The 25,998-nt window shown below is 67.7% G+C and carries 25 protein-coding genes; 10 read left to right on the forward strand and 15 right to left on the reverse strand.

What is annotated here, in order from left to right; genetic code table 11:
* Positions 1-978 (reverse strand): tRNA lysidine(34) synthetase TilS, encoded by a 978-nt coding sequence (tilS, locus tag AC5JBD_RS08445; protein ID WP_495721353.1) that lies wholly within the window; start codon positions 976-978, stop codon positions 1-3.
* 185 nt (positions 979-1,163) lie between these two features.
* On the opposite strand from tilS, the gene AC5JBD_RS08450 reads away from it, so the two are divergent.
* Entirely contained in the window at positions 1,164-1,847 is a 684-nt protein-coding gene (locus tag AC5JBD_RS08450) for an Npun_F0296 family exosortase-dependent surface protein (protein ID WP_495721354.1), read from the forward strand.
* Positions 1,848-1,889: 42 nt separating this feature from the next.
* Here the strand turns inward: AC5JBD_RS08450 and AC5JBD_RS08455 are convergent, their stop codons facing one another.
* The gene (locus AC5JBD_RS08455) at positions 1,890-2,210 is read right to left on the reverse strand and encodes a hypothetical protein (protein WP_495721355.1); all 321 of its coding nucleotides are present in this window, start codon (positions 2,208-2,210) and stop codon (positions 1,890-1,892) included.
* A 176-nt stretch (positions 2,211-2,386) separates the two neighbouring features.
* On the opposite strand from AC5JBD_RS08455, the gene AC5JBD_RS08460 reads away from it, so the two are divergent.
* Complete coding sequence (locus tag AC5JBD_RS08460; RefSeq protein ID WP_495721356.1) at positions 2,387-3,442, forward strand: hypothetical protein; 1,056 nt, start codon at positions 2,387-2,389, stop codon at positions 3,440-3,442.
* Between the two features lie 19 nt (positions 3,443-3,461).
* Here AC5JBD_RS08460 and AC5JBD_RS08465 read toward each other — a convergent pair whose 3' ends face one another.
* Entirely contained in the window at positions 3,462-5,369 is a 1,908-nt protein-coding gene (locus tag AC5JBD_RS08465; RefSeq protein ID WP_495721357.1) for a TonB-dependent receptor, read from the reverse strand.
* Between the two features lie 173 nt (positions 5,370-5,542).
* On the opposite strand from AC5JBD_RS08465, the gene AC5JBD_RS08470 reads away from it, so the two are divergent.
* The 4 genes from AC5JBD_RS08470 to AC5JBD_RS08485 all read left to right on the forward strand — a co-directional run bounded on the left by AC5JBD_RS08470 (position 5,543) and on the right by AC5JBD_RS08485 (position 10,147).
* Entirely contained in the window at positions 5,543-7,606 is a 2,064-nt protein-coding gene (locus AC5JBD_RS08470; RefSeq protein ID WP_495721358.1) for a protein-disulfide reductase DsbD family protein, read from the forward strand.
* On the forward strand, positions 7,603-8,241 hold the full coding sequence (locus AC5JBD_RS08475; RefSeq protein WP_495721359.1) for a thioredoxin family protein: 639 nt from the start codon (positions 7,603-7,605) through the stop codon (positions 8,239-8,241). Before AC5JBD_RS08470 ends, AC5JBD_RS08475 begins: the two co-directional genes overlap by 4 nt.
* Positions 8,242-8,339: 98 nt before the next feature.
* Complete coding sequence (locus tag AC5JBD_RS08480) at positions 8,340-9,506, forward strand: sensor histidine kinase (protein ID WP_495721360.1); 1,167 nt, start codon at positions 8,340-8,342, stop codon at positions 9,504-9,506.
* Positions 9,503-10,147 carry a response regulator gene (locus AC5JBD_RS08485; protein ID WP_495721361.1) on the forward strand — a complete coding sequence of 215 codons (645 nt, stop codon included), beginning with the start codon at positions 9,503-9,505 and terminating at the stop codon, positions 10,145-10,147. The genes AC5JBD_RS08480 and AC5JBD_RS08485 overlap by 4 nt, the downstream gene beginning before the upstream one ends.
* 67 nt (positions 10,148-10,214) lie before the next feature.
* On the opposite strand, the gene AC5JBD_RS08490 is transcribed toward AC5JBD_RS08485, so the two are convergent.
* From AC5JBD_RS08490 to AC5JBD_RS08535, 10 genes are all read right to left on the reverse strand, one after another.
* Positions 10,215-11,075: a tol-pal system YbgF family protein gene (locus tag AC5JBD_RS08490; protein ID WP_495721362.1), complete on the reverse strand. Its 861-nt coding sequence runs from the start codon at positions 11,073-11,075 to the stop codon at positions 10,215-10,217.
* Positions 11,076-11,145: 70 nt separating this feature from the next.
* Entirely contained in the window at positions 11,146-12,000 is an 855-nt protein-coding gene (locus tag AC5JBD_RS08495; protein WP_495721363.1) for a helix-turn-helix domain-containing protein, read from the reverse strand.
* Between the two features lie 110 nt (positions 12,001-12,110).
* Positions 12,111-14,384, reverse strand: coding sequence for a phosphoenolpyruvate--protein phosphotransferase (gene ptsP, locus AC5JBD_RS08500; RefSeq protein WP_495721364.1), 2,274 nt, complete (start codon positions 14,382-14,384; stop codon positions 12,111-12,113).
* A 59-nt stretch (positions 14,385-14,443) separates the two neighbouring features.
* On the reverse strand, positions 14,444-14,821 hold the full coding sequence (locus AC5JBD_RS08505) for a hypothetical protein (protein ID WP_495721365.1): 378 nt from the start codon (positions 14,819-14,821) through the stop codon (positions 14,444-14,446).
* Between the two features lie 83 nt (positions 14,822-14,904).
* Positions 14,905-15,798: a GTPase Era gene (gene era / locus AC5JBD_RS08510; RefSeq protein WP_495721366.1), complete on the reverse strand. Its 894-nt coding sequence runs from the start codon at positions 15,796-15,798 to the stop codon at positions 14,905-14,907.
* Positions 15,795-16,460 carry a ribonuclease III gene (gene rnc, locus AC5JBD_RS08515; protein ID WP_495721367.1) on the reverse strand — a complete coding sequence of 222 codons (666 nt, stop codon included), beginning with the start codon at positions 16,458-16,460 and terminating at the stop codon, positions 15,795-15,797. Before rnc ends, era begins: the two co-directional genes overlap by 4 nt.
* Position 16,461: 1 nt before the next feature.
* Positions 16,462-17,298, reverse strand: a complete 837-nt coding sequence (lepB, locus tag AC5JBD_RS08520) for a signal peptidase I (RefSeq protein ID WP_495721368.1) — start codon at positions 17,296-17,298, stop codon at positions 16,462-16,464.
* A gap of 43 nt (positions 17,299-17,341) precedes the next feature.
* On the reverse strand, positions 17,342-17,467 hold the full coding sequence (locus AC5JBD_RS08525; protein ID WP_495721369.1) for a hypothetical protein: 126 nt from the start codon (positions 17,465-17,467) through the stop codon (positions 17,342-17,344).
* Complete coding sequence (locus AC5JBD_RS08530; RefSeq protein WP_495721370.1) at positions 17,464-18,654, reverse strand: MFS transporter; 1,191 nt, start codon at positions 18,652-18,654, stop codon at positions 17,464-17,466. Before AC5JBD_RS08530 ends, AC5JBD_RS08525 begins: the two co-directional genes overlap by 4 nt.
* The gene (locus AC5JBD_RS08535; protein ID WP_495721371.1) at positions 18,651-19,064 is read right to left on the reverse strand and encodes a MarR family winged helix-turn-helix transcriptional regulator; all 414 of its coding nucleotides are present in this window, start codon (positions 19,062-19,064) and stop codon (positions 18,651-18,653) included. Before AC5JBD_RS08535 ends, AC5JBD_RS08530 begins: the two co-directional genes overlap by 4 nt.
* A 95-nt stretch (positions 19,065-19,159) precedes the next feature.
* On the opposite strand from AC5JBD_RS08535, the gene pgi reads away from it, so the two are divergent.
* Positions 19,160-20,662, forward strand: a complete 1,503-nt coding sequence (gene pgi, locus AC5JBD_RS08540) for a glucose-6-phosphate isomerase (protein WP_495721372.1) — start codon at positions 19,160-19,162, stop codon at positions 20,660-20,662.
* Complete coding sequence (gorA, locus tag AC5JBD_RS08545; RefSeq protein WP_495721985.1) at positions 20,659-22,005, forward strand: glutathione-disulfide reductase; 1,347 nt, start codon at positions 20,659-20,661, stop codon at positions 22,003-22,005. Before pgi ends, gorA begins: the two co-directional genes overlap by 4 nt.
* 2 nt (positions 22,006-22,007) lie before the next feature.
* Here the strand turns inward: gorA and AC5JBD_RS08550 are convergent, their stop codons facing one another.
* Positions 22,008-23,333 (reverse strand): S41 family peptidase, encoded by a 1,326-nt coding sequence (locus AC5JBD_RS08550; RefSeq protein WP_495721373.1) that lies wholly within the window; start codon positions 23,331-23,333, stop codon positions 22,008-22,010.
* Positions 23,334-23,446: 113 nt separating this feature from the next.
* Between AC5JBD_RS08550 and AC5JBD_RS08555 the strand changes: the two genes are divergently transcribed.
* Together AC5JBD_RS08555 and hmgA are read left to right on the forward strand one after the other, a co-directional pair.
* Positions 23,447-23,941 carry an Lrp/AsnC family transcriptional regulator gene (locus AC5JBD_RS08555; protein ID WP_495721374.1) on the forward strand — a complete coding sequence of 165 codons (495 nt, stop codon included), beginning with the start codon at positions 23,447-23,449 and terminating at the stop codon, positions 23,939-23,941.
* Between the two features lie 9 nt (positions 23,942-23,950).
* Positions 23,951-25,246 carry a homogentisate 1,2-dioxygenase gene (gene hmgA / locus AC5JBD_RS08560; RefSeq protein WP_495721375.1) on the forward strand — a complete coding sequence of 432 codons (1,296 nt, stop codon included), beginning with the start codon at positions 23,951-23,953 and terminating at the stop codon, positions 25,244-25,246.
* Positions 25,247-25,279: 33 nt separating this feature from the next.
* On the opposite strand, the gene AC5JBD_RS08565 is transcribed toward hmgA, so the two are convergent.
* Entirely contained in the window at positions 25,280-25,984 is a 705-nt protein-coding gene (locus AC5JBD_RS08565; RefSeq protein WP_495721376.1) for a Crp/Fnr family transcriptional regulator, read from the reverse strand.
* Between the last annotated feature and the right edge of the window lie 14 nt (positions 25,985-25,998).

Consider the following 25,998-nt stretch of genomic DNA (forward strand, 5'->3'; position numbering starts at 1 on the left):
TTATGTCTGCCGCCGCGGTGGGGCGGGGCGCAAGTGCCAGAAGCGGCCGCCTCGGGCCATCACGCCGGCGCGGGTGGCGGTGGCGCCGGCTTCCAGGGAAACAAGCAGGCCTTCGACATCATGGTTGCCGGTCCAGGCGGGGGCGAGGTCGTGGGCCTCGCGCACCGCGGCGACGGTGCGGGCGAGGAGGCGGCGGCGGAGTTCGCGGGGAAGGCCGGTTGGATCGAGGCGCCATTCGCCGCCCTGGCTCGTCAGGCGATCCTCGGCGAGTTGGGCGGCGGCCCAGTCGAGCGCCTCGTCGGCCTCGCGCGCGGCGGCGGCGGTGCGGGAGAGGCGCCGGGGTTCCAAGTCGGGATGGTCGGCGAGCAGGCGGCGGATCGCGGCGCGATCAAAGCGTTGGTCGCGGTTCGAAGGGTCGTCGACCGGCTCGACGCCAGCCTGGGCGACGAGGTGGACGAGCTCGGCCTTGGTCCAACCGAGCAGCGGGCGGAGGAGGGTGAGCGCGCCTTCCGGCCGGGTGGGGCGGATGCCGGCGAGGCCGCCGATGCCGGCGCCGCGGCGAAGGCGCATGAGGACCGTCTCGGCCTGATCGTCCGCATGGTGGGCGGTGGCGAGATGGGCGAGGCCGCGCCCCTCGGCCCAGCTGGCGAGGGCGGCGTAGCGGGCGGCGCGCGCTTCGGCCTGGAGGCCGGCGGGGCCATCGGGCACGGTGACGTCGAGGATGGCATGGGGGCAGCCGAGGCGGGCGCAGATATCCTCGACGTGCAGCGCCTCGACGACGCTTTCCGGGCGGAGGCGGTGGTCGACGGTGGCAGCCTCGACCCGGCCGGGCAGGGCGGCATGGGCGAGGAGCAGCAAGGCGAGGCTGTCGGGCCCGCCCGATACCGCGACGGCGAGCCGCTCCAGATCGGGCGCGAGCGCGCCCAGGTCGCGGCGGAAGCGGGCGACGAGATCGGGCGCGGGGGCGGGGATCGCCATGGGCCCATGCTTAGGGGAAGTCGGCGAAGGAAATAAGCTGCTCGTGCAAGCGAGTCGCGGGCAGGATTGCGCACGCGACCGGAAAGGGCGGCAGCAATGTCCTAGACTGGCACGGCAAAATTCGGGCGCTTGTATAAGGTTCGGATCAGCGTAGCGTCGCCCGGCTCCGGGGAGGGAGTCCATATATGCGCAAGATGCATTTCGCGCTGGCCGCCGCCGCTCTGCTCGCGACCGCGCCGGCTCACGCCGCCAGCTTCCTGAACTTCACTAACGGCCCCGACGGCAATCCGCCGCAGGGTCTGCTGACGATCGACTTCAACAGCGCCTCCGGCCTTGGCGACATCATGGGCCTCAGCGGCAATGCGCAGATCGTGCAGGGCTCCGTCTCGGGACAATATGCGGCGCCTTTCGGCGACGGCACCAAATATCTGTCGGTGCCGAAGACGGGCAGCACCGGGACGGCCACGCTCGATCTCACCAACTATAATTTCGGCGGGGTGGTGGACGGCTTCAGCTTCTACTGGGGCTCGATCGACAAGTATAACCAGCTCGTCGTCAACAGCACACTCGGTGGCACTGCGCAGAGCTACACGTTCCAGTTCGACGGCAGCAATCCGCCGCCGCCGGCGAACGGTGCCCAGCAGGACGGAGCCAACAACCTGCGCGTCTTCTTCGGCCTTGCCCAAGGCGAGACGCTGAATTCGATCCAGTTCGTCTCCACCGGCATCGCCTTCGAAGTGGACGACATCATCTTCACCGGATCAGCAGTGCCGGAGCCGGCGACCTGGGCGATGATGATCGGCGGGTTCGGCATGATCGGCGGCGCGATGCGCCGCGCGAAGCGGCGCGCGACGCCGGCGACGGCATAAGAAGAGCGCGGGCGCCGTTCGGGCGCCCGCGCTCCTGCATCTTCAGCCGCGGTGCTGGCGGTCGTGCTTCTGCGTCCGGATGCTGCGGGCGAGATCGGCCAGGCGCTGGTCGAGGTCGCGGCGCTCGCGGACGGTGAGCCCGCCGCGGCGATATTGCTGCTCGAGCCGCTGGATCGAGGCGAAGCGCGTGCGCAGCTTCGCGGCCTCGTTGCGGGTGAGCGCGCCGTTGCGAATGCCCTGGTCGATGCGCTGGTAGAGGTTGGCCTGACGCTGGTTGACCGACTGCCAGGGCGCGGCGCTGGCGGGACCGGCGACCGAGATCAGGCTGGCGGCGGCGGCAAGGCCGAGAACGATCTTCTTCATCTCATGTCTCCTTTGTGCGAACGCCCTGTTCGGCGTTAAGGAGGAGATAGGCCGCGCCTGTCGCACGGATTCGCCGGGGAAGCGGCAAATTGGTCGCAAATTGTAACGGGCGACGGCTTCGACGCGCCGGCACGAAGCCGCTAAGGCAGCGCCATCGGAATTCTAGGAGGTCTGGATTGGCACGTCTGGCGCTTGCGCAGCTCTTCGCCGCTTTGGCGTTGTCGTTCGCGCTGCCTGCCCATGCGCAGAGCGTCGCCGAGCGAGCCACGACCTGCCGGAAGGTCGCCGACGTGACCAGCCGGAGCGGAGAGCCGCAGTTCATACGGATCGATCCCGGCGCCGCGGCGGAGCTGGCCGGGATCGGCCTCGACCGGGCGGCCATCTTCGCGCGCATGGCGGAGACGTCGATCCCGGAGACGATGGGTTGCTGGGCGATGCCGGCGGGCAATTTCGACAGCCAGCTCATCTCGGTCGGCATGTCGCAATGGAATTACGGCACCGGCAGCCTCCAGCCGGTGCTGATCCGGTGGCGCGATGGCTTCCGCGCGCGCCGGGACTATCGGAAGGCGCTGAAGGCGCTCGCGCCGACGTACGGCAAGCTGCTCTTTTCGAAGCCCTGCCTCGCCGTGCCGGTGCGCGAGCGGTGCCGCGCGGGCATCCTTGCGGCGCAGGATGCGGCCGGGGCACTCGATCCGGTGCTGATGGCGGAGCTGACCGCGCTCTTCGAGAGCGATGCGATGATCCAGGTCCAGGCCGACACCTATGTCGAACTGCTGCAGGAGGTCAGGGGCGAGCTGATGCGGGTCTTCCCGGCGGGTCCGATCACGATGCGCAAGGTCCGCTGGGCGATCGATACGCGGGTGCAGCAGAAGAGCCTTCCTCCCGACGAGGACATTGCCCGGCTCCGCCGCAAGCTGGCGGCGATGCCGGAGGCGGAGCGCTGGCCGCGGCTGGGGGCGATCCTGGCCTGGTACAAGGCGCTGGCCGAGACGATCGACCAGGACGGCATCGGCCGCGATTATGCGTGGAACGTGGAGCAGTGGGAGTGCATGATCGCGCGCGGGCTGATCGATCCCGAGCAATATGAGCTCCTCAACCTCACCTTCCTCAAGAGCCGCACGGCGACCGGCAATAGCGGCCGCTGGCAGGCGCTCACCTTCTCCCGCCGCGCCAAGATCATCCTCGGCGTCGGCAGCGTCAGCGGGCGCAGGGATGGGGAATGCGCTGCCTGAGGACGTCGACCGAGGCGGTTCACATGTCGACGGTCAGGCTCATCTGAAAGCGGCGCGGGAGGTTGTAATAGAAGCCCTCGCCGATGTTGTTGAACGCGTAGGCATTGTTGAACGAGGCGAGCTGCGCGCGGAACGTGGCTGGCTTGTCGAACAGGTCGAACCGGTAGCGGCCGCCCAATGCGGCGGCATATCGCGCCGGGATGACCAACGTGTTCGCCGAATTGGCGGTGCGATCGGACGTGCCCTCATAGGCCAGATCGAGCGACAGGCCCTCCACCCAGGGCAGGTTCCAGTTGAGCGCGCCGTTGACGTTTCGGGCAATGGCGCCGAGGGGCCGCCGCCCGATCAGCCCCAGATCCACCGCATCGCCACTCACCTTCGCATCGAGAAAGAGGGCGCCAAGGACGAGGTTGAGCCGCGGCGTGATCTGCCCGGCTATAGACACCTCGATGCCGCGGTTCCGGCGTTCGCCGAGCTCGCGGAAGACCAGATCCGGATCGAGCGCGAAATAGGGTTTGCGCACTTCGAACACGCCCGCGACCAGGCGCAGCGAATTGGTGAGATCGAGGCGGAAGCCGGCGTCCATCTGCTCGGTGAGGATCGCGGGCGGCGCCTCGCCGCGATTGACGGCGATCTCCGGCGCCACCGGGCTCTCCTCCAGGCCCTTGCTGTAGCCGCCGTAGAAGACGAGATCGGGACCGGCGAGGATCGAGACGGCGCCGTTGAACAGCCAGGGGCTCGACTTCGATACGGGCAACGCGCCTGAGGGCCGAACGACGGTTTTTTCGTAGAATGTGCGCTGGACGCCGAGGGTCAGTTCGCCGAGCCCGCGCCACCGGCCTTCATAGCCGAGGCCACCGGTGATCTGGCGGACCTCATCGGTCGTCTGCGGCCCCGACGTGAATGCCGGCTTTGGCGCATCGATCACTTGGTCGATCCGGCCGAGCCCGAAGTCGAAGCGCTGGCTGCCGCCGATGCGCCGATCCTTCATGCGGCCGCGGGTCATCAGGTGAAAGAGGTGGAGGCGGTCGCCCTCGATCCACTGCCGGGTGAGGCGCAGCTCGCCCGAAGTGGAGGCGGATCGCGCTCCCTCCTCCTGGATTACGGCGCGGTTTGCCTCACCATGGGGCGAGGCGGCCAGGAACAGGACGTTGAAGTTGCGACGGTTGTCGGCGACAGACCGGAAGGCGCCCCCGCGCAGCGTCCAGTCGCCCAAGCCGAGGGTGGAGAGGAGGCCGTAATTGAAGGCTCGTGATTCGTTCTCCGCCCATTCCGGGCCGAAATAGCGCCCGCGCTCGAATCGGGGCGGAAGATAGGCGCCCGCGGTGAAGATGATCGGCTGCCCTTCGTCTCCTTCATTGTCCAGCATGCTCCAGAAGGGGATGATCTCGAGAGTCTCCAATGGACGCCAGCGCGCGACGGCGGCGGCGGTGAGCAGGCGCCGCTGGCCACCATAATATTGCTTCTCTCCGTTGACGCCGACGCCGGCGGCCACGCCGAGAGTCTCGCTAATGGGCAGCTGCGCGTCCACCTCCACGCGTGGTCCACCAAAGGGGCCGATGCCGACGACCGTGCTTGCAACGGTTTCCGATTCCGGCAGGCGCAGCGAAAAGTCGGCCACGCCGGTCGGAGCCGGAAAGGGATAGCCCTGTGCCGTGAGCCCGACTCGCACGTTGCTGCCCGAGATCAGGCGCTGGTTGAGGTCGGTCTGGTAATCGAAATACATGCCGTTGATGCGGACGTTGCCGGCCTGCACCGGGCTGAAGCCGCGCGCGCTCTGCGGGAAATAGAGGCCGACGCGTTCGCTGCCGACGCTGGTGCCGAACGCATCCTGGGCCGAGGCCACGGCGTTCTCGTTCGCGCGCTGGGCGAGGGCCGGCGCCGCAGAGGCCAGCAGGATGGCGGTAACGCTGACGGACCGTAGCATGTCTTTTCCTTCATTTCGGTCCGTCTCCTGTGCCTTTCGCCTCGATTTCGAATAAGTGCCGGAGGTCGCGCCGCCGAACCGTGACCTTCGGCACTTGGTAAAGCGGCCCGTATCGTGGCAGCATTGGCGTTATGGCAGGCTGTCATCGCGACCGGCCGCCAAGAGGAGCTTCGATGTCTGCGCTTTTTTGCAGATTGATATTGACCGTGCTGATGCTGATCGGCCTGCAGGCGCCGGTGGCGGCGCAGCAGGCGGGCGGCGTCAACATTGGGGTGTCGCTGCTGCCTGGCGCCAGGGAGGTCCCGGCGGGCGGCTCGATTCCGATCGCTTTCGTGATGAAGCCCAAGCCTACCTGGCACGGCTATTGGAAGAATCCGGGCGATGCGGGCGCGGAAGCGACGATCGCATGGACGCTTCCGAAGGGCGTGAGCGTCGGCGCGCTCCGCTATCCGGTGCCGGAGCGGCTGACCATCGCGGGCATCATGAACTACGTCTACGAGCATGATTATGCGCTGCTCGCCGATCTGAAGCTGGCCGCCGATGTCGCGACGGGCACGCGGCTGCCGCTCAAGGCAAAGCTCGATTATCTCGCCTGCACGGACGAGATCTGCGTGCCGGAGAGCGCCGAAGTGTCGGCCGAGATCGTCGCCGGACCAGCGGGCACGGCGGTAGTGAAGGACTCCCGTTTCGATGCGTTCGAGGCTGCGATGCCGAAGCCGATCGGCGTCGACGGGCGGTTCGTCGTCGAGAATGACCGGGTGCGGATCGGCGTGCCGCTTCCCGCCGCGGTGGAAGTCGCCGATCCTTATTTCTTCCCACTCGAATATGGCAGCCTCGACCACGGCGCCGTCCAGACGGTCAGCCGCGAAGGCGATCTGCTGATCGTCGAGACGAAGGCGGGGGCCAATGCGGCCGGCCTCGCCGGGATCGAGGGGCTGCTGAAGATCGGCGACGGCCAGGGGCTGCTGCTGACCGCGAAGCCCGGCTCGGTTCCGCTCGGGGGAAAGCCGATTGCTGCTGCCGCTGCCGAATCTGCGGGCGGAGCAGCCGTAATCCTGGCGGCTCTGGCCGGCGCGATCATCGGCGGCCTTCTCCTCAACATCATGCCTTGCGTGTTCCCGATCCTGAGCCTGAAGGCGCTCAGCCTCGCTAAGGCGGGCGGGGACGAGGGCGCGGCGCGGCGGGAGGCGCTGGCCTATACGGCCGGCGTGGTGCTGGTGTGCCTGGCGCTCGGCGGCGCGCTGCTCGGCCTCCGCGCCGGCGGCGCGGCAGTGGGCTGGGCCTTCCAGCTTCAGGATCCGCGCGTGATCCTGATCCTGCTGCTGCTCGTCACCGGCATATCGCTGAATCTGGCCGGCGTGTTCGAGCTCCCGGCGATGGGTGGCGGAGAGAGCCTGGCGGGCGCGGGCGGTGCACAGGGAGCCTTCTGGACCGGTGCGCTTGCCGCGTTCGTCGCGACACCCTGCACCGGGCCGTTCATGGGTGCGGCGCTGGGTGCCGCGCTGGTGCTTCCGACGGCAGCGGCGCTCGCTATCTTCGCGGGCCTAGGCCTCGGGCTGGCGCTGCCCTTCCTGCTGCTGGGTTTCGTGCCTGCCTTGCGGCGCCGGCTGCCCAAGCCCGGCGCGTGGATGAACCGGCTGCGGCGCATCCTCTCCGTCCCGATGTTCCTGACCGCCTTGGGCCTTGCGTGGATCCTGGGGCGGCAGGCGGGGGTGGACGCGATGGGGCTGGGCCTCGGCGCCGCCTTGCTCCTCGCCTTTGGACTGTGGTGGGTCGGCGTGCGGCAGGGTAGCCCGCGCGCCTGGCTGCCGCTGGCACCCGCGCTGGCTGCCGCCCTGGCCGCGCTCGTGATCGTGCCGCTCGAGGCGCCCGCCGGGGCTGGGGCACAGGCGCAGACCGTGCTCAATTCCGAACCGTTCAGCGAGGCGAAGCTCGCCGCGCTGCGGGGCGAGCAGAGGCCGGTCTTCCTCTATTTCACCGCCGACTGGTGCATCACCTGCAAGGTCAATGAGAAAGGCGTGATGTCTCAGGCGGAGGTGGCGCAGGGTTTCAAGGACCGGAACGTCGCGGTGCTGGCGGGCGACTGGACGCGGGGCGATGCCGCGATCGGACGCTTCCTCGCGCAGCACGGCCGGTCCGGCGTGCCGCTCTACCTTTATTACGCGCCGGGGCAGGAAGCGAAGATCCTGCCGCAGATTTTGACGGTCGGGGATCTGACCGCACTTGGAATGGGATGATCAAAGAGGAGGCCATGATGAAGCATCTGTTCCCAACTGCCGCGCTCGTGATGGTGGCTTGCGCACCAGAAGCAGCTGCACTCGCCGCACCGCCGATCGGCAGCCAGGCGCCCAACTTCCGGGTGGCGGACGCCAATGGCAAGGCGGTGTCGCTAGACCAGTTCAAGGGGAAGACCGTCGTTCTCGAGTGGAACAACCCCGGCTGCCCGTATGTGAAGAAGCATTATGACAGCGGCAACATGCAGAGGACGCAGGCCGCGGCGCGGAAAGACGGGGTCGTCTGGCTGTCGGTCAATTCCGGCGCGGCGGGTAACCAGGGGCATATGAACGGGGCGCAGGCCAAGGCCTTCGTCGCCGCGCAGAAGGCGCAGCCGACGGCCTATCTGCTCGATCATGCGGGTACGGTCGGCAAGAGCTATGGCGCCGTCACCACGCCGCACATGTATATCATCGATAAGGCGGGCAAGCTCGTCTATGCGGGCGGCATCGACGACAAGGCCACGGCGAGCAAGGACGACATTGCCGGCGCGCGCAATCATGTGCTGGCGGCTCTCGGTGAGATCAAAGCGGGCAAGAAAGTGTCCGTCGCGACGAGCCGACCCTATGGCTGCTCGGTCAAATATTCGGACAGCTGAGACCGAGGCGACGAGCGCTTCAGGCTGGACCAGCCTGAAGCGCCGCCGCTTTAGCGCCCACGCACCATGACCTTCGGCCTATGGTAAGGGGGCTCACCGTGTGGCAGAATTTCCCCATGGTCGACCATCTCAGATATCGGCAGCACTGGACCTTTTGCCTCGCGGCGCTTGGCCTGTGGCTTTCCTACGGCTGGCCCGTCGGGACGCAATTCTTCGTCGGCGGAGAGATACGCAGCGCTCCTGTGTCGCCCTATTGGTTTGTACCGTTCGCGGTGATGGGAGTGGCAGTTCTTGCCGCGATGGTCCTGAAACTGCGAGCGAGCCTGCACTGGGCCTTGCTATGCGTTCAGCTTGCTGCGGTTGTGGCCATGACGGCCATCGTCCCCTGGGCAGGGATGTCGTCATTCCTCGTTATTATCGCCTGGCAGGTCGGGATATCCGCCACTCCCGTCAAAGCGCTGAGCTGGGTCGCCTTTCAGAATCTGGTGATCGTCGCCACGCTGGCACAAGCTCTGAATCCTGATCTGTGCTGGGTCCTGACTAAGTCTTGCGCACTTCAGCTATTGTTCGTGTTCACGGCGCAAGCGCTGCTCAGGGAAGCGGAAACGTCGCGGGCGCTTGCCCAGACGAACAGGGAACTGAGGTCCGCACAAGCCATCATCGCCAACAATGTCCGCGATGCGGAGCGCCTGCGCATCTCGCGCGAGCTGCACGATGCGTGGGGTCACGAGCTGACCGCGCTCGGGCTGCAGCTCGAGATCGCAAGTCATGTGACGGGGCCCGGCCGCGCGAACGACCATGTCATGCAGGCGAAAGGCTTGTCTCGCGATCTTCTCGCAAAGGTCCGCGACGTCGTTGCCACCTTGCGCGAGGCCGAACGCTGCGACTTGAAGGAAGCCTTGGACGCGCTCGCGCAAAGCGTCCCTGCGCCGGCCATCCACGTGCAAATCTCTCCCGATGTGCGGGTCAGTCCGGACCAGGCGCATGCCTTGATGCGTTGTGCTCAGGAAGCCGTCACCAACGCGATCAAGCATGCCGAAGCCTCGAACCTGTGGCTGCAGGTGACACGGGACGGCGAAGGCGTCCGCCTCGTCGCGCGCAACGACGGCTCCGCGCGGCCCGCCGCCTCCTCTCCCGGATCCGGACTTGTCGGGATGCGTGAGCGCCTGGAGCATCTTGGCGGCAAGCTGGCGGTGCGAACCGGAGGCGATTCCGGCTTTACGGTCGAGGCCTGGTTGCCTTCGGGTACGCCGCAAGCCGCATGATCCGCGTCGTCCTCGTCGACGACCAGACGCTGGTCCGCCAGGGGGTTCGCGGTCTGCTTGAGCTGGTGCCCGACATCGAGGTGGTCGGCGAGGCGAGCGACGGCGAGGAGGCGCTGGAGAAGGTTCCGGAACTCAAGCCCGACGTGCTCCTGCTCGACATCCGCATGCCTCGGCTGAGCGGCATCGCTGTTCTGGAGGCGCTCCGAGAGAAGGATGCGTTGCCGCCTACATTGGTCCTGACGACGTTCGACGATGGCGACGCGGCGATCGCCGCGATCAAGGCAGGCGCCAAGGGTTTGATGCTGAAGGACGTCTCGTTGGAAGACCTGGCTCAGGCTATTCGCGCGCTTGCCGACAACAAGACGGCGTTCCAGCCCGCCATGACCGAGAGCCTGATGGCGGCAATCCGCCGCAGCCCCCCGGTTTCAGCCGACAATGAGGTCCCGGAGGCGCTTACGGTCCGGGAGCGGGAGGTGCTGCACCTGATCTGCGCCGGCTACAGCAACAAGGAGATCGCTGATTTGCTGGCGCTGGCGGAGGGGACCGTGAAGAACCACGTCTCCAACCTCCTCCTGAAGCTCAATGCCCGCGACAGAACCCGGGCAGCGCTTAAGGCCTTGCAGCAGGGGCATTTAGGCTAGTCGTCGGAACGCACCTAGCAGGGGCTAAAGGGATAGACGCCCAAGTCCGTTGAGCGTTTGCCGTTCCTTACAGGCAGCCGGCGGCGGCGCGGGCCTTGGGGAGGTCGCGCTTCAGAACGTCGCGCAGGCCGGTCCCGTAGACGCCCTGGAGCTCGTCATAGACTTTGCAGGCGTCCGCGTTCTTCTTGAGCTTCACCAGCGCCTCGCCGAGATAGAAGAGGCTGTCGGGGGCGCGCTCGCCCTTGGGGTCGGCTTCGTAATTGGCGAACAGCGCCTTGGCGGCGGCGGTCGCCTTGTCGTCGTCCAGGAGGGCACGGCCGGCGAGATTGCGGGCCCAGCTGGCGCGGCGGTGCTTCGGGTAGCGGACGGCCATGGCATCCAGCACGCGCTGCGCCTCGGCGTGGCGACCCTGTTCCCAGAGGCGATAGCCGGCGAGATAGGCGTCCTCGGCCGGGTCGCCGCTCGAGGCAGCGGACGGGGCAGGCGGTTCCGCGGCGGCGGTCTCGGCCGGCTCGGCCTCCGCTTCCGTCTCCGCCGGAGCAGCGGCGGGGACGGCGGCCGCTTCACGGGCTTCCACCTCGGCCTTCATGGCGGCGATCTGCTGCTCGGACTGGCGGAGCTTGAACGACGTCTCTTCGGCCTGGCCGGTGAGCCGGGCGAGCTGCGCCTCGAGCGCGTCGATGCGGGCGGTGAGATCGGCGACCGCGCTCGCGGCGGGCAGGCCGGCGGGCGCGGCGGGCGTCTGCTGCGCGCCGATCTCCGGCTCGAGGATCGCCTGGCGGCCCGCGCCCGGGAAGACCTTGCGCTGGACGGCGCGCATCTCGTCCTCGAGCTTCTTGATGCGCCTTTCCGGCGTCGGCGCCGGCTGCGCCACGGCCGGGGCCGCGGTCGCGACCATCAAAAGGGCGAGAAGAGGCTGAAAACGCATGAACAATCCCCCGGAAAGCAGGGGGGCACCCATAGCATGAGCGGAGCGGACGCCGCCAGACTTTCCAGACTTATTCGGTGAGAGGAGCGGCCGGCTGTTGCGCTGGTGCCGCAGGCTGCGTGACCGGGGCGGCGGCTGGCGCGGCTCCGCCGCCGAGCAGGTCCCGGGGCAGCAGGCTGAGGCCGCTGACCGCGCCGGGCGGCGCGAGCTGGGGAAGATCGGTATTGCCGACGCGCACGCGCAGCGCCTCCGCGCGGGCGGTGCGGATCAGCGGGCGCTGGGCTGTGGCGGGAACCTCGAAGCTCTCACCGGCCTGCATCTGGCGCTGGAGGAGCGACGGCCCGCCGCCGGCGTCATAGACCCGCACCCAGACGTCGCTGACGGCGGTGAGCACGACCGGGCCAGTGGCGGCCGCTTGTGCGGCAGGGCCGCCGAGCGGCTGCTGTGCGACCGGAGCCGCAGGAACGGGGGTCGCGACCGCGACCGGCGCTTCGGCGGTGGCCTGCTCGAGCATATCGGGCTCGTCGGCGGCATTGGTCCGCCAGATCAGATAGCCGACCGCCAGCAGCAGGGCGAGCAAGGCCGCACCGATGGCGAGGGAACGCGGCGGCACGCGGGCCGGGTCGGCGGGCTCGTAAGGCAGGCCGCCCGCATGGGTCTGTCCACCGCCCAGTTGCTCGCGCACGTCCTGGCCAAGCTGGGTGCCGTTGAGGCCGACGACATTGGCATAGGAGCGGACGAAGCCGACGCTGTAGGTGATCGCCGGCAATGCCTCCCAGTCGCCATTTTCGATCGCCTGGAGATGGCGAAGCGGAATGCGGGTCTTGGTGGCGATGTCGTCCAGGCTGAAGCCGCGCTCCTCCCGTGCCGCCTTCAGGCGCGCGCCGATCGCATTGCCGGAAGAAATGGTGTCCACGTCGCTCATCTACTCACAAAACCCCGCACCGGCGTGGCAACAGCCAAGCCCCCAATTCGATCCGCCTTGTCATAGGAGCAGGCGGCGAATGTCAACCTGAGCGACACCGCAGCCGCGGCTCAGCCGATCATCACGCCGTGGCGTTCCGCCAGGTCGGTCAGCGCCGCACGCATGTCGGGAGGCGGGGCGTCGAGCAAGGCATCGACCGCCGCCATCACCTGCCCGCGGTCGAGGGAGCGGACCATCGCCTTGATCGGGCCGACCGCGGCGGGGGTGATCGAGAGGCGGCGGATGCCGAGGCCGATCAGCGCCATCGCCTCCAGCGTGCGGCCGCCCATCTCGCCGCAGACCGCGACCGGCACCCGGTGCGCCTGGCATTCGCGGACGACCCGGCGGAGGAAGCGCAGGATCGCGGGCGAGAGCCAGTCGTAGCGCTCTGCGAGCCGCGGGTTGGAGCGGTCGGCGGCAAACAGGAACTGAGTGAGGTCGTTGGTGCCGATCGAAAGGAAGTCGAGCCTGGGCAGCAACTGGTCGAGCGTTTCGGCAAGCGCCGGCACCTCCAGCATCGCGCCATAGTTGATCTTGTAAGGGCCGGGCTTCTTCTTGCCCGCGAGCCAGGCGCGCTGCTCCTCGACCAAGGCTCGCGCGGCGTCGAACTCCCACGGCTCCGAGATCATCGGGAACATGATGTGGATCTCGCGGCCGGCGCCCGCCTCAAGCAATGCGCGCGCCTGCGCCTTCATCAGCGCCGAGCGGTCGAGCGACAGGCGGAGCGCGCGCCAGCCCATCGCCGGATTCTCCTCCACCTCGCCATTGGAGCGGAGATAGGGGAGCGCCTTGTCGCCGCCGATGTCCAGCGTGCGGAACACCACCAGCTTGCCGCCGGCGGCATCGAGCACAGCCTTGTAGAGCCGGTACTGGGCTTCGCGGCGGGGCAGGGTGGCGGAGACCAGGAACTGGAATTCAGTGCGAAACAGGCCGATCGCGTCGGCGCCGGTGAGGTCGAGCGCCTCGACATCGTCGCGAAGACCCGCGTTGATCGCCACGGTCAGGCGTTCGCCGTCGCGCGTCACCGACGGCAGCGACCGGATCGCGGCGAATTCGGCACGCTTCTTCTGCTTCATCAGCAGCTTTGCGTCGAACGCCTCCGCGACCGGGCCGGTGGGGCGAACATGGACGAGCGCCTCGTCCCCATCGAGCAAAAGTGCGTCGCCCTCGGCAATCGTCTGCCGCACGTTGCGGACACGGCCGATCATCGGCACGCCCATTGCCCGGGCGACGATGGTGACGTGGGCGGTGAGCGAGCCTTCCTCCAGGATGACGCCCTTGAGGCGGCGCCGGTCATATTCGAGCAGTTCGGCGGGGCCGAGATTGCGGGCGATCAGGATCGCGTCATCGGGGAGGCCCATTTGCGCCGCAGTGCCGAGCTTGCCCGAGACGATGCGGAGCAGCCGGTTGGCGAGATCGTCGAGATCGTGCATCCGCTCGGCGAGCAGGGGATCGTCGATCTGGCGCATCCGCATCCGGGTGCGCTGCTGGACGCGCTCGATCGCCGCCTCGGCGGTGAGGCCGCTGTCGATCGCCTCGTTGATGCGGCGCGACCAGCCTTCGTCATAGGCGAACATCTTATAGGTCTCGAGGATCTCCTGATGCTCGCCGATCGTGCCGAACTCGGCCTGGCTTGTCATCGCGTCGATCTGCTCGCGCATCTTGCGAAAGGCGGAATAGACGCGGTGGCGCTCGGCCTCGATATCGTCGGCGACGGTATGCTCGATGAGGACGCGCGGCTGGTGGTAGACGGCGCAGCCCTTCGCCATGCCGAGGACCAGCTTCAGACCATGGAGGCGGACGGGGCTGGCGTCGCGGGCGGCGGCGGCGGACGCGGCCGTCTTGTCGGCGAGGCCGGCATTGGCGATCAGCTCCGACAGCACCATCGCGACCGTCTGCAGCGCCTCGATCTCAAGCTCGTCATAGGGACGCGGATCGGCATGCTGGACGGCGAGGACGCCGATCGCGCGCTCCTTGCGGACGATCGGCACGCCGGCGAAGCTGTGGAAGATCTCCTCACCGGTCTCCGGTCGGTAGGCGAATTCGGGGTGGCGATTGGCTTCATCAAGATTGAGCACCGCGACCTGCTCCGCGATGGTCCCTACCAGGCCCTCGCCGAGCGCCAGCTTGGTGACGTGGACGGCGCTCTGGTTGAGGCCGACGGTGGCGTAGAGTTCGAGCACCCCGTCGCGCAGCAGGTAGATGGAGCAGACTTCGCTCGCCATCGCCTCGGCGATGATCTTGACGACCTTGTTGAGCTTCGCCTGCGCGCCCGAGCGCGAGGCCATCACGTCGTGCAGCCCCTTCAGGATCTCGCGGGCGGAGCTGGCTGACGCGGTCGGCATTGGTGAGGCGCTATCAGATATCCGGCTGCCTTTCCAATGCGGCAGACCGCAGGCCGACGTCAGTCGAGCAGTCGAACCTGGCTGCCGTCGGTCACGCGCACATGGGTCTGATAATAATAGAGGCCGGTGGGGCGGCCTTGCGTCCGAAAATCGATCCGGACGCGCCTCGCTTCGCCGCTCACGAGGATATTCTTGCCGCGGAGGAAACGGACGATGTCGGTGCCGAAGCGGCGAGAGAGCTGCGCCTGAGCGGCGGGCGACACTGAGATGGTCAGGCAGCGCTGGTCGCGATAATCCTCCTCGGAATTCAGATATACTGTGTTCCCGTCGCGACCGCCCGCCATGACCTTGAGTATGAAGTGACCTTCGGCCCCGCCAGGTGCCGCGGCGTTGGCGCGCTGCACGGCCTCCATCGGCGTCAGGGCGGAAGGAGGCACCGCCACTTGCGCTAAGACTGGTGCAGCGGCGAAAAACACGGAGGGCAGCCCGAACGAAAGGAGGTGCTTCAGCCGCATCGCGTTCACTCCACCCAGTCGAGGCCGATGTCGCGGTAGAGATTGCGGTCTTCTTCCCAGTCGGGCTTGACCTTGACGTGGAGGAAGAGGTGGACCTTTCTGCCGAGCAGCTGGGCGAGCTCGGTGCGGGCGGCTTCGCCGATCTGGCGGATGCGGGTGCCGCGCTTGCCCAGCATGATCGCCTTCTGGGTGTCGCGGCCGACCAGGATCTGCTGGTGGATGGCGACCGAGCCGTCCTTGCGCTCCTCATATTTCTCGGTCTCGACCGCGCTCGCATAAGGGAGCTCGGCATGGAGCTGGAGGTAGAGCTGCTCGCGGGTGACCTCGGCGGCGAGCATGCGGTCGGTGGCGTCCGAGACCTGCTCCTCAGGGAAATGCCAGGGGCCTTCCGGCACGCGCGCGGCGAGAGCGGACTTGAGATCTCCGACGCCGTCCCCGGTAGTCGCCGAGACCATGAAGATATGCTCGAACTTCAGGCGCTCGCTGAGCTGGGCGGTGAGGGTGAGCAATTGCTCCTTGGGCGTCACGTCGACCTTGTTGAGGATCAGGATCTTGGGCTCGGAGCGGCCTTTCAGCGTGTCCAGCATCTCCTCGATGCGTGTCGAGAAGCCGGTCTTCGCATCGACGACGAGCGCGATCAGGTCGGCATCCTGCGCACCGCCCCAGGCGGCGGCGACCATGGCGCGGTCGAGGCGGCGGCGGGGCTGGAAGATGCCGGGCGTGTCGACCAGCAGGATTTGCGCCTCGCCCTGGATGGCGACGCCCATCAGGCGGGTGCGCGTGGTCTGCGCCTTGGGGCTGACGATCGCCACCTTCTGCCCCACGAGGGCGTTGACGAGGGTGGATTTGCCGGCGTTCGGTGCGCCGACGACGGCGATAAGGCCGCAGCGTTCGGTCATTTCAGCTTCTCGAGCAGCGCCTCGGCGGCGGCGGTTTCGGCTTCTTGTTTGGAGGTGCCTTCGGCGCTCGCTTCGCCGACGCCTTTGATCGAGACCTCGACGACGAATTTGGGGGCGTGGTGGGGGCCGGTGCGGCTGGTGAGCTGGTACACGGGCGGCTTGCGATCGTTGGCGGCCGCCCATTCCTGGAGGCGGGACTTGGGATGCTTGGGCGCCTTGTCATGGGTGTCGACGCGGCCGTTCCAGCTCCTGCGAATGAAGGCGGCGGCGACGTCCAGGCCGGCCTCCAGGTAGAGGGCGCCGATCAGCGCCTCGGTGACGTCGCCGAGCACATTGTCGCTGTCGGCGGCGCCGTCGTCGCGGGCCTGCTTGCCGAGGATGATGCGGTCGCCGAGGCCGAGCTCGCGGGCAACTTCGGCGCAGGTCTCGCCGGAGACGAGGGCGTTGAGGCGGCGCGAGAGCTTGCCTTCGGGCTCTTCAGGGAAGAGCTCGTAGAGCCAGCTGGCGATGGTCAGGCCGAGCACGCGATCGCCAAGGAATTCCAAGCGCTCATAATGTTCGTCGCCGCGGCTCGAATGCGTGAGCGCACGTTCGAACAGGGCCGCGTCCCTCGGCTTGTGGCCGAGGGTGCGCTCCAGCCAGACAGCAACCTTGTCGGCCATGTCAGAAGGTCTCCCCGATGCGCGGCCAGCGCGCGGCGGTGAACCAGGTCCAGGGCTTCAGCCATTCGGCCGAGCCGTCGGTGGAGAAGAAGGTGATGACGGCTTCTCCAATTAGATAATCTTCGGGCAGGAAGCCGACGCCTTCGGCAGCCTGCGGGAAGCGGCTGTCCATGCTGTCGTCGCGATTGTCGCCCATCATGAAATAATGGCCCGCCGGCACGCGGAAGAGCTGGGTGTCGTCGGCGATGCCGTCGATCTGGTCGAGCACATAATAGGAGCGGCCGCCGGGCAGCGTTTCGCGATACCGGGCATAGGCGCAATAGCGGGTGCCGTCGGGATCCTCGACGAAGCGGGCCGCGTTCGGATCGACGGTGCGGCAGGGGCTGTTGGGCGTAATGCGCATCAGGAAATCGGCGACCCGAACGCGCGGCACCGCCTCGCCGTTCAGGAACAGGGCGCCGCCGCGCATCTGGACGGTGTCGCCGGGAAGGCCGATCACGCGCTTCACATAATCGTCCTCGCCGCCGGCCGGGTTGCGGAAGACGGCGACATCGCCGCGGTCGGGCGCAGCGCCGAAGATGCGGCCGTCGAAGCCGCCGAGGCCGAAAGGCATGGCGAAGCGCGAATAGCCGTAGGGCCATTTGGCGACGAACAGGAAGTCGCCGATCATCATCCGCGGCAGCATCGAGCCCGAGGGGATCACGAAGGGCGCGACGATGAAGCTCCTGAGGATCACCGCCGCCAGGAAGACGATGAGGAGGAAACGGGTGGTCTCGGCGAGGCCGCTTCTCCTGCGCGAGCGCCGCCGCTTTCGTGCCACTGTCGTGCTCGCCTCCATCGCCGCCGCTTTCGCTTGGGGGCGGGGCGCGGTCAAGCGGCGGCTAGAAGCACATGGCGGCGAAGTCGCTGAGCCAGACGAAGGCGCCCTGTTCTTTCCAGAGCCAGAGGCCGACGCCGAGGAAAGGCGTCAGCGCCAGGGGGGCGATGAAAGGCAGGGCGCGCTTCATGCCGCCTGCAGCCGGGCGACCGGCGTGTCGCCGATGGGGAGGTGGACGATGGCTGCAAGAATGCCGAGCACGATCGAGGCGCCCCAGGCGACGTCGTAGGAGCCGGTGCGGTCGTAGATCAGGCCAGCCGTCCAGGCGCCGAAGAAGCTGCCGACCTGATGGCTGAGGAAGACGATGCCGTAGAGGGTGGAGAGATAGCGGATGCCGAAGATCTGGCCGACGAGCCCGCTGGTGAGCGGCACCGTCCCGAGCCAGAGGAAGCCCATTGCGGCGGCGAAGAGCAGGGCGGTGGTGCTGGTGAGCGGCGTCAGGAGGAAGAGCGCGATGACGACGGCGCGGGCGGCATAGAGGCCGCTGAGCACATATTGCTTGCGCCAATAGTCGCCCGACAGGCCGAACAGGTAGGAGCCGAAGATGTTGAACAGGCCCACCAGGGCCAAAGCGGTGGCGCCGATCTGGAGGCCGAGGCCGCGATCGTCGAAATAGGCGGGGAAATGCGTGGCGATGAAGGCGATGTGGAAGCCGCAGACGAAGAAGCCCGCGTTGAGCAGCCAATAGCCGCGGTGACGGGACGCTTCACGCAGCGCCTCGCCGAGCGACTGGCGGGGTCCGGCATCGGCCGCGGAAGCCGGGCGGCCGGCGACGCCGAGCGCGAGCACGATCATCAATGCGATGCCGCCGGCGAGCGCCACCAAAGCGGTGCGGTAGCCGAGCTCGCCGAGCAGCATCTGCGCGGCGGGGACGACCAGGAACTGGCCGAGCGAGCCGCCGGCGGTGACGACGCCGAAGGCGAGGCTGCGGCGCTCGGCCGGGACGACGCGGCCGACGGCGCCGAGCACCACCACGAAGGTGGTCGCCGACAAAGCCACGCCGATCAGGATGCCAAAGGAGAGGTGGAGGCCGAGCGCGCTGCCCGCCAGCGCGGCGGCGGCGAGGCCGATCACGTAGAGGATCGTGCCGGCAAGGACGACGCGGCCGGCGCCGTGGCGGTCGGCGAGCGCGCCGACGAAAGGCTGGGCGAGGCCGAACAGCAGGTTCTGGAGCGCGAGCGCGAGGCCGAAGCTGCCGCGGCCGATGTCGAGGGCAACGCTCATCTGCGGCAGGAACAGGCCGAAGGACTGCCGGACGCCGATGGCGAGCGTGACGATTAGGGCCGCGCAGGCGATGACGATCCAGGGCTTCTTCATGCGCGGAGCTCCTCGATGCGATCGAGGATGGCGAACAGGGCCGCATGATCGGGCCCGAGCTGCTCCTCGATCCTGTTCTGCGCCCGTTCCCAGTGCGGTTGGCCGCGGCGCATCACGGCTTTTGCCTCCTCGGTCACGCTGACGATCCGCGTTCTCTTATCCTTGGATGGGGAGGATGCGACGAGCCCCGCCGCCTCCAGCGGCTTCAGCGTCCGATTCAGGGTGGTGCGGTCGTATCCAGTCTCCTCGGCGAACTGCGTGAGGGTCGAGGGACCGGCGCGCTGGAGCATGCGCAGCAGCGAGAATTGCGCGACGCTGAGGCCGCACGGCTGCAGCGCCTCGTCATAGAGAGCGCTGACGATCCGAGCGGACCGGCGAAGCTTGGCACAGGCGCAGACGGTCGACAGCATGAGAAGCGTGTATATGCACGCTTCTGCCTCTGGTCAACGGTTTGGCTTTGCCGATCCGCCTGCCTATAGCCCGCGCCGAAAAGGAGGACAGACGCATGGGCGATGCTTGGTCGGCGATCATGGAAGCGGAGCGCCACACGCTCGCCGAGCTGTTCAAGGCTGAGCCGGACCGGCTGTCGCGACTCTGCCTCGAGGAAGCGGGGATCCGCTTCGATTTCGCCAAGACCCATCTCGACGAGACTTTGCTCAGCGCTTTTGCCGACCTGGCCAAGACGCAGAAGCTGGCGGCCGCCCGCGACGCACTCTTTGCCGGCGAGCAGGTGAACGTGACCGAGGGCCGCGCCGCCGAGCATCCGGCTGAGCGGGGCCAGGGCGCCCCCGACAGCGTGCGGCGTGCGCAGGCGCTGCATGCGCGGATGCGGGCGTTGGTCGATGCGATCGAGGTGGGGGCGTTCGGGGACATCGCGCATGTCCTGCACATCGGCATCGGCGGCTCGGCCTTGGGACCCGACTTCCTGATCGACGCCCTCGGGCGGGACGCTGGCCGCTACGAGACGGCGGTGGTCTCCAACGTCGACGGTGCGGCGCTGGAGGAGGCGCTGGGGCGGTTCGATCCGACCGCGACCCTGATCGTCATCGCGTCCAAGACCTTCACGACCAGCGAGACGATGCTGAATGCGCGCTCGGCGATCGCCTGGTTGGAGGAGGGGGGCGTCGAGGATGCCTATGGGAGGGTGATCGCGCTCACCGCCAGCCCGGAGCGGGCGGTAGAATTCGGCATCGACGAGACGCGCATCCTGCCTTTCTCCGAGACCGTCGGCGGGCGCTATTCGCTGTGGTCGTCGATCGGCTTTCCGGTCGCGCTGGCGCTCGGTTGGGACGGCTTCCAGGAGCTGCTCGAAGGCGCGGCCGCGATGGACCGGCATTTCCAGCTCACCTCCACGCTGAAGAATGCGCCGGTGCTGGCTGCCTTCGTCGACCGCTACTACGCCAATGTGCGCGGGGCCGAAACGCGGGCGGTGTTCGCTTATGACGAAAGGCTGCGGCTGCTCCCGTCCTATCTCCAGCAATTGGAGATGGAATCGAACGGCAAGAGCGTCACCGTGGCTGGCGAGCCGGTCGGGCGGGCGACCTCACAGATTACCTGGGGCGGCGTCGGCACGGACGCGCAGCATGCCGTCTTTCAGCTGCTTCACCAAGGCACGCATCTCGTGCCGGTCGAGTTCGTCGCCGCGGTCGAGCCGGATCATGCGCTGGCGGCCGACCATCACCGCCAGCTGCTGATCAACTGCTTCGCGCAAGGCGCTGCGCTGATGGCCGGCAAGCAGGCGGACGATCCGGCGCGCAGCTACGCCGGTGACCGGCCGTCGACCACGATCCTGCTCGAGCGGGTCGATGCGTTCACGCTGGGCGCGCTCATCGCCTTCTACGAGCACCGGACGTTCGTGAATGCGGTGCTGCTCGGCATCAATCCCTTCGATCAGTTCGGGGTAGAGCTCGGCAAGGAGATGGCGAAGGCGATCGACGGCGGGCAGGCGATGGCCTTCGATCCTTCGACCGAGGCTTTGATCGAGCGTGCCCTGGGAGGAGCTGCCTGATGGCGTACGATTATGACCTGTTCGTGATCGGCGCGGGATCGGGCGGGGTGCGCGCGTCGCGGGTTTCGGCGGCGCATGGAGCGCGGGTGGCGATCGCGGAGGAGCATCGGGTCGGCGGCACCTGCGTGATCCGCGGCTGCGTGCCGAAGAAGCTGCTCGTCTACGGGGCCCATTTCGCCGAGGATCTTGCCGACGCGCGGCGGTTCGGTTGGGAAGTGCCGAAATGCGACTTTAACTGGCAGGTGTTGCGCGACAACGTGCTCGCCGAGGTCACGCGGATCGAGGGCGCATATAGCGACACGCTGCAGAACAATAAGGTCGAGATCATCAGGCAGCGCGCCACCGTTACGGGGCCGAACGGCGTTCGCCTCGCCGACGGGTCGGAGATCAGCGCCGGCAGGATCCTGATCGCGACGGGATCGTGGCCGCAGGTGCCGGACTTTCCCGGTGCCGAACACGGTATCACCTCCAACGAGGTGTTCCACCTGGACAAAGTGCCGCGGCGGGCGGTGATCGCGGGCGGCGGCTATATCGCCAACGAGTTCGCGGGCATCTTCCACCAGTTCAGCTGCCACGTGACGCTGGTCAACCGCGGCGAGCAGATATTGCGCTTCTACGACGCCCAGATCCGCGACCGGCTGATGCAGATCTCCGTGACCAAGGGCATCGACTTCAAGTTCAATGCGCCGTTCGAGCGGGTCGAGAAGCAGGGCGACGGATCGTTGGTCATTCATGTCGGCGGACATGAGCCCATCGAGGCCGACATGCTGTTGTTCGCCATCGGCCGGATTCCGAACACGAAGGGGCTGGGGCTGGAGACGGCCGGGGTCGATCTGGCCACCGATGGCGCGGTGATCGTCAATGCCGACAATCAGTCGACCTGCCCGTCCATCTATGCGGTCGGCGACGTTACTAACCGCGTGCAGCTTACCCCGGTCGCGATCCGGGAGGGGCAGGCGTTCGCGGACACCATATTCGGCGGCAAGCCGACGCGGATCGACTATGAGAACATCCCCTCGGCCGTGTTCAGCCACCCGCCGATCGGCGGCGTCGGAATGACCGAAGGCGAGGCGCGCAACCGCCTCGGATCGGTCAAGGTCTATACGTCCGACTTCCGGCCGATGAAGAACGTGCTCGCCGGGCGCAACGAGCGCTCGCTCTACAAACTGGTCGTCAACGGCGAGACCGACCAGGTGGTCGGCCTCCACATGATCGGGCCGGATGCGCCGGAAATCCTCCAGGCCGCCGCCATCGCGGTGAAGGCGGGGCTCAAGAAGAGCCAGTTCGACGAGGTCGTCGCGCTGCACCCGACCATGGCGGAAGAGCTGGTGCTGATGCGCTGAGGTCAGGGCGTGCGGTCGTAGCGCCCCTGTGAGGGTTGGCCGGCGGAGCCGAGTTCGAAGGCCGTCGCGCGGCCGTCCGAGGCGGCGAAATCGAGCTGCGTCGCCGGATCGGTGTCGAAGGCAAAGCGGTTGCCCCCCAGCGGGATGAGCGGAATGCGCGGCCGCTCGGCGCGCTGATAGTAGAGGCGGCCATTCTCGGCGACCAAAGTCCGCTCGCCATAGCGGCCGGCATAAGCGGTCAGGGGAAGCGCGGGGGTGCGGGGCTCCAGGCGAGCGGTGATGCCGCCGGCAATCGCCTCCAGGCGCGCGCGGTCCGTGGCGGGAGCCGCCACCGCGAGCTTGCGCAAGACGTGGGCATGGGCGGCATCGAGCGCCTGCGGCACCGGCATGCGGATGGTCGGCGGAATGCCGACCGCCTCCCAATCCTTGCCGGTCGAGGCGAGGACGGCGCGACCCACCGACACGCTCAGCACGAAGCCGCCGGCAATGGGCACCAGCTCATTGCGGAAGCCGGCGCCGGCGGTGGTCTCGCCGACCAGCTCGCCGAACTTGTAGCCGCCGACATGGCCGGCAAATTCCTCCGCGGCCGAGGCGCTGCCGGGGCTGGTGAGGACGTAGAGCGGCTTGCCGACCATGCGGCCGGCCGGGAGCTCGGCCAGGGTCGACAATTTGTCGGGGCTCGGATTGCCGTTCATGTGGAAGGTGACGAGCGGCCGGTCGGCGGGCAGGAAATGGCTGGCAATATATTGCACCGCCGCCGGGCTGCCGCCGCCGTTGCGCCGGATGTCGATGATGATTGCGTCGCCGCCGGCGAGGAAGCGCATCGCATTGTCGAGCGCGGCGGCGCTTTCCGGGCCGATCCACATGAAGCCGTCATAGGCCATGTAGCGGACGTTGCCCGGCAGCAGCCTGAGCTCGGTGACACCGTGATTGGCGGCGCGGACCTCCGCCTCGTAGCCGGCGACGTCCGGCGCCGCCTCATCATGCGCCGCCGAGAGCAACCCCGCCTGCTGCGGATCAAAGCTGAAGTTGAGGTGCCGGTCCTTGCCCGTGGCCTCGAGATCGGCATTGACGCGCTCGGCGAAGGCCGCCGGCTCGCGCACGTCGTAGCGACCGGAGCTGAGGCCGTCGGCGAGCACCTTGTCGAGCGCGGGACGCCGCTCCGGCAGGACGTAGCGTTCGGCGAGGACCCGGCGGATCTCGGCCACCGCTGCCCGCGGGTCGAACTGTTGGTCCTGCACCGCCGGCGCCTGCTGTCCCTGCGCCATTGTCGCCACGGCGGCCGCCCCCAAAGCCAATGCTGTCCCCGCAGTCATGATCGCACGCATGCTCCCTGCTCCATTTGCCCCTGTTGTGGTCAGTTATCCCTTGGGTCTGATTGGCTTTTCGCGCAAAGACGGGGCTGTGCTTGCCAGATTCTGGCAAAATTGCGGGGGGAGTGATGGCCGCAAGGCTCGACCAGTTGGACTTGAGGCTGCTCGCTTGCCTCCAGGAGGACAATCTCCAGACCTCCGACATGCTTGCGGAGAAGGTGGGGCGCTCGCCCTCGGCGGTGGCGCGGCGCGTGCGGCGGCTTCGTGCCAGCGGCGCGATCGTCCGGGACGTGGCGGTCGTCTCGGAGAAGACGGCGGGCAACCCGCTCTTCGCGGTGATCCACGTGCAGTTCGACCGGCATGGGCCGCAGGGCGAGGACGCCTTGCGGCGGAGCCTGGTCGCGAGCTCCCATGTCCAGCTCTGCCTCGACATTGCCGGCGCCTATGACCTGCTGCTGCTCGTCGTCGCGAGGGACATGGACGATTTCAACGGCTTCACGACCGAGCAGCTGGCAGGGCAGCCCGCCGTGCGGCGCTTTGAGAGCACCTTCGTCAAGCGCCGGGTGAAGGCGAGCCTCGCGCTGCCGATGCCGCCGCTGGCGCGCGCAAACGGAGGCCGCTAGGAAAGCCGCATGGCCGCTCCCTCCTACATGTCCGGCTTTGGAAGCCATTTCGAGACCGAAGCCGTGGAAGGGGCGTTGCCCAAGGGGCGCAATTCGCCACAGCGGCCGGCCTTCGGACTCTATGCCGAGCAGCTTTCGGGAACGGCGTTCACGGCGCCGCGGCATGAGAATAAGCGGAGCTGGCTCTATCGGATGCGGCCAAGCGCGGAGCATCCGCCCTATCGGCGCTACGAGGGGGCGAAGCTGTTCGCGCCGGGCACCACCAAAAACGCGCTGCCGCCCAACCGGCTGCGCTGGAACCCGCTGGCGCTGCCGGAGGAGCCGACCGACCTGATCGATGGGCTGGTGACGATGGTCGCTAACCGGCCGCCGGAGGACCTCGAAGGGGTGGCGGTGCATGTCTACCGGGCGAACCGGGACATGGAGCGGCGCTTCTTCTTCGATGCCGACGGGGAGCTGCTGTTCATTCCGCAGCAGGGGCGGCTGGCCTTGCTGACGGAGATGGGGCGGATCGACATCGCTCCCGGCGAGGTCGCTTTGGTGCCGCGCGGGGTGCGGTTTCGGGCCGTGCTGCCGGATGGGAGCGCCCGCGGCTATGTCGCCGAAAATCATGGCGCGTTGTTCCGGCTGCCCGAGCTGGGACCGATCGGCGCCAACGGCCTTGCCAATCCGCGGGACTTCGAGACGCCGGTTGCGGCCTTTGAGGATGTCGAAGGCGAGGTGGAGCTGATCCAGAAGCATGGCGGGGCGATCTGGACGACGACGCTCGACCATTCACCGCTCGATGTGGTCGCCTGGCACGGCAATCTGGCGCCGTGGCGCTACGATCTCAGCCGGTTCAACACGATCGGCACGGTGAGCTTCGACCATCCCGATCCGTCGATCTTCACCATGCTGACCTCGCCGTCCGACGTGCCGGGGCGGGCGAACGCCGATTTCGTGATCTTTCCGCCGCGCTGGATGGTGGCGGAGGACACGTTCCGCCCGCCCTGGTTCCACCGCAACGTGATGAGCGAGTGCATGGGCCTGATCCACGGCGCCTATGACGCGAAGGCGGAAGGCTTCGCACCGGGCGCGATGAGCCTGCACAATATGATGGCGGGGCACGGGCCGGACGTGGCGAGCTGGCGAGGCGCAAGCGAGGCGGAGCTGAAGCCGCACCGGATCGAGGGCACAATGGCCTTCATGGTCGAAAGCTGCTGGCCGTTCCGTCCGACCGACTATGCGCTCTCCTCGGATGCGCTGCAGACGGATTATGACGCGGCCTGGGGCGGCTTTCCCAAGGCGCGGCTCCCGCAAAGATGAGCACCGGCGGGGCAGCTCACCCCTTGCCCCCGCTTAATGAAGGTAGGCGGGATCGAAGCCGGTCAGATGCGTCAGGCGCTCAGGGTCCAGCAACGTCAAGCGCTTGTGCCTGAACGTGATCAGGCCGTCCTCGCGAAGCCGCTTGATCGTTCGATTGACGTGAACCGATGTGAGGCCGAGGGAGTCGCCGAGCTCTTCCTGCGTCACCGGGAGGTCAAACTCTTCGGCATCGTTCACCAGGCCGATCGTCTTCACGCGGTGCCAGAGCTCGCAGAGGTGGTGGCCCATTCGGTTGAACGCGTCACGCTGGCCGATATTGGCGAGCCGTTCGCGCAAGGTCGCCTCGTCAGCCAGGCTGACCCGCCATAGCGCCCGCTCGATCGACCGGTGGCGGTCCATCAGTTCGCGCATCTGCTCCACCGGCACGACGGCGACCTCGGCATCCGTCAACAATCCGATGCTGTGATCCATCTCGCCAAGCATGGTGCCATGGAGGTCGCAGATGTCGCCGGGAAGCATATAGGCGACAATCTGGCGGCTGCCGTCCTTCAGGACCTTGTAGCGAAAGGCCCAGCCCTGGAGCAGCAGCTGCACGGCGTTGGGCCGTTCGCCCTGGCGGACCAGATCGCGGCCCCGTGTGCGGGGCTCAGGCTTTTCCGAGATGCGCTCCAGGGCTGCCGTCTCTTCTTCGGTGAAGTCGGTAAATCTCGACAATTTCCTCACGAATGCGTTGGCCATCGATCCCCCTCGTC

It is taken from the genome of Allosphingosinicella sp. (genome assembly GCF_059502505.1).

What these genes read in the sequence shown, in the direction of transcription:
- tilS (WP_495721353.1), bottom strand. Translation starts at nt 978, where the DNA reads ATGGCGATCCCCGCCCCCGCGCCCGATCTCGTCGCCCGCTTCCGCCGC.
- AC5JBD_RS08450 (WP_495721354.1), top strand. Translation starts at nt 1,164, where the DNA reads ATGCGCAAGATGCATTTCGCGCTGGCCGCCGCCGCTCTGCTCGCGACC.
- AC5JBD_RS08455 (WP_495721355.1), bottom strand. Translation starts at nt 2,210, where the DNA reads ATGAAGAAGATCGTTCTCGGCCTTGCCGCCGCCGCCAGCCTGATCTCG.
- AC5JBD_RS08465 (WP_495721357.1), bottom strand. Translation starts at nt 5,369, where the DNA reads ATGCTACGGTCCGTCAGCGTTACCGCCATCCTGCTGGCCTCTGCGGCG.
- AC5JBD_RS08470 (WP_495721358.1), top strand. Translation starts at nt 5,543, where the DNA reads ATGTCTGCGCTTTTTTGCAGATTGATATTGACCGTGCTGATGCTGATC.
- AC5JBD_RS08475 (WP_495721359.1), top strand. Translation starts at nt 7,603, where the DNA reads ATGATCAAAGAGGAGGCCATGATGAAGCATCTGTTCCCAACTGCCGCG.
- AC5JBD_RS08485 (WP_495721361.1), top strand. Translation starts at nt 9,503, where the DNA reads ATGATCCGCGTCGTCCTCGTCGACGACCAGACGCTGGTCCGCCAGGGG.
- AC5JBD_RS08490 (WP_495721362.1), bottom strand. Translation starts at nt 11,075, where the DNA reads ATGCGTTTTCAGCCTCTTCTCGCCCTTTTGATGGTCGCGACCGCGGCC.
- AC5JBD_RS08495 (WP_495721363.1), bottom strand. Translation starts at nt 12,000, where the DNA reads ATGAGCGACGTGGACACCATTTCTTCCGGCAATGCGATCGGCGCGCGC.
- ptsP (WP_495721364.1), bottom strand. Translation starts at nt 14,384, where the DNA reads ATGCCGACCGCGTCAGCCAGCTCCGCCCGCGAGATCCTGAAGGGGCTG.
- era (WP_495721366.1), bottom strand. Translation starts at nt 15,798, where the DNA reads ATGACCGAACGCTGCGGCCTTATCGCCGTCGTCGGCGCACCGAACGCC.
- rnc (WP_495721367.1), bottom strand. Translation starts at nt 16,460, where the DNA reads ATGGCCGACAAGGTTGCTGTCTGGCTGGAGCGCACCCTCGGCCACAAG.
- lepB (WP_495721368.1), bottom strand. Translation starts at nt 17,298, where the DNA reads ATGGAGGCGAGCACGACAGTGGCACGAAAGCGGCGGCGCTCGCGCAGG.
- AC5JBD_RS08525 (WP_495721369.1), bottom strand. Translation starts at nt 17,467, where the DNA reads ATGAAGCGCGCCCTGCCTTTCATCGCCCCCCTGGCGCTGACGCCTTTC.
- AC5JBD_RS08530 (WP_495721370.1), bottom strand. Translation starts at nt 18,654, where the DNA reads ATGAAGAAGCCCTGGATCGTCATCGCCTGCGCGGCCCTAATCGTCACG.
- AC5JBD_RS08535 (WP_495721371.1), bottom strand. Translation starts at nt 19,064, where the DNA reads ATGCTGTCGACCGTCTGCGCCTGTGCCAAGCTTCGCCGGTCCGCTCGG.
- pgi (WP_495721372.1), top strand. Translation starts at nt 19,160, where the DNA reads ATGGGCGATGCTTGGTCGGCGATCATGGAAGCGGAGCGCCACACGCTC.
- AC5JBD_RS08550 (WP_495721373.1), bottom strand. Translation starts at nt 23,333, where the DNA reads ATGCGTGCGATCATGACTGCGGGGACAGCATTGGCTTTGGGGGCGGCC.
- AC5JBD_RS08555 (WP_495721374.1), top strand. Translation starts at nt 23,447, where the DNA reads ATGGCCGCAAGGCTCGACCAGTTGGACTTGAGGCTGCTCGCTTGCCTC.
- hmgA (WP_495721375.1), top strand. Translation starts at nt 23,951, where the DNA reads ATGGCCGCTCCCTCCTACATGTCCGGCTTTGGAAGCCATTTCGAGACC.
- AC5JBD_RS08565 (WP_495721376.1), bottom strand. Translation starts at nt 25,984, where the DNA reads ATGGCCAACGCATTCGTGAGGAAATTGTCGAGATTTACCGACTTCACC.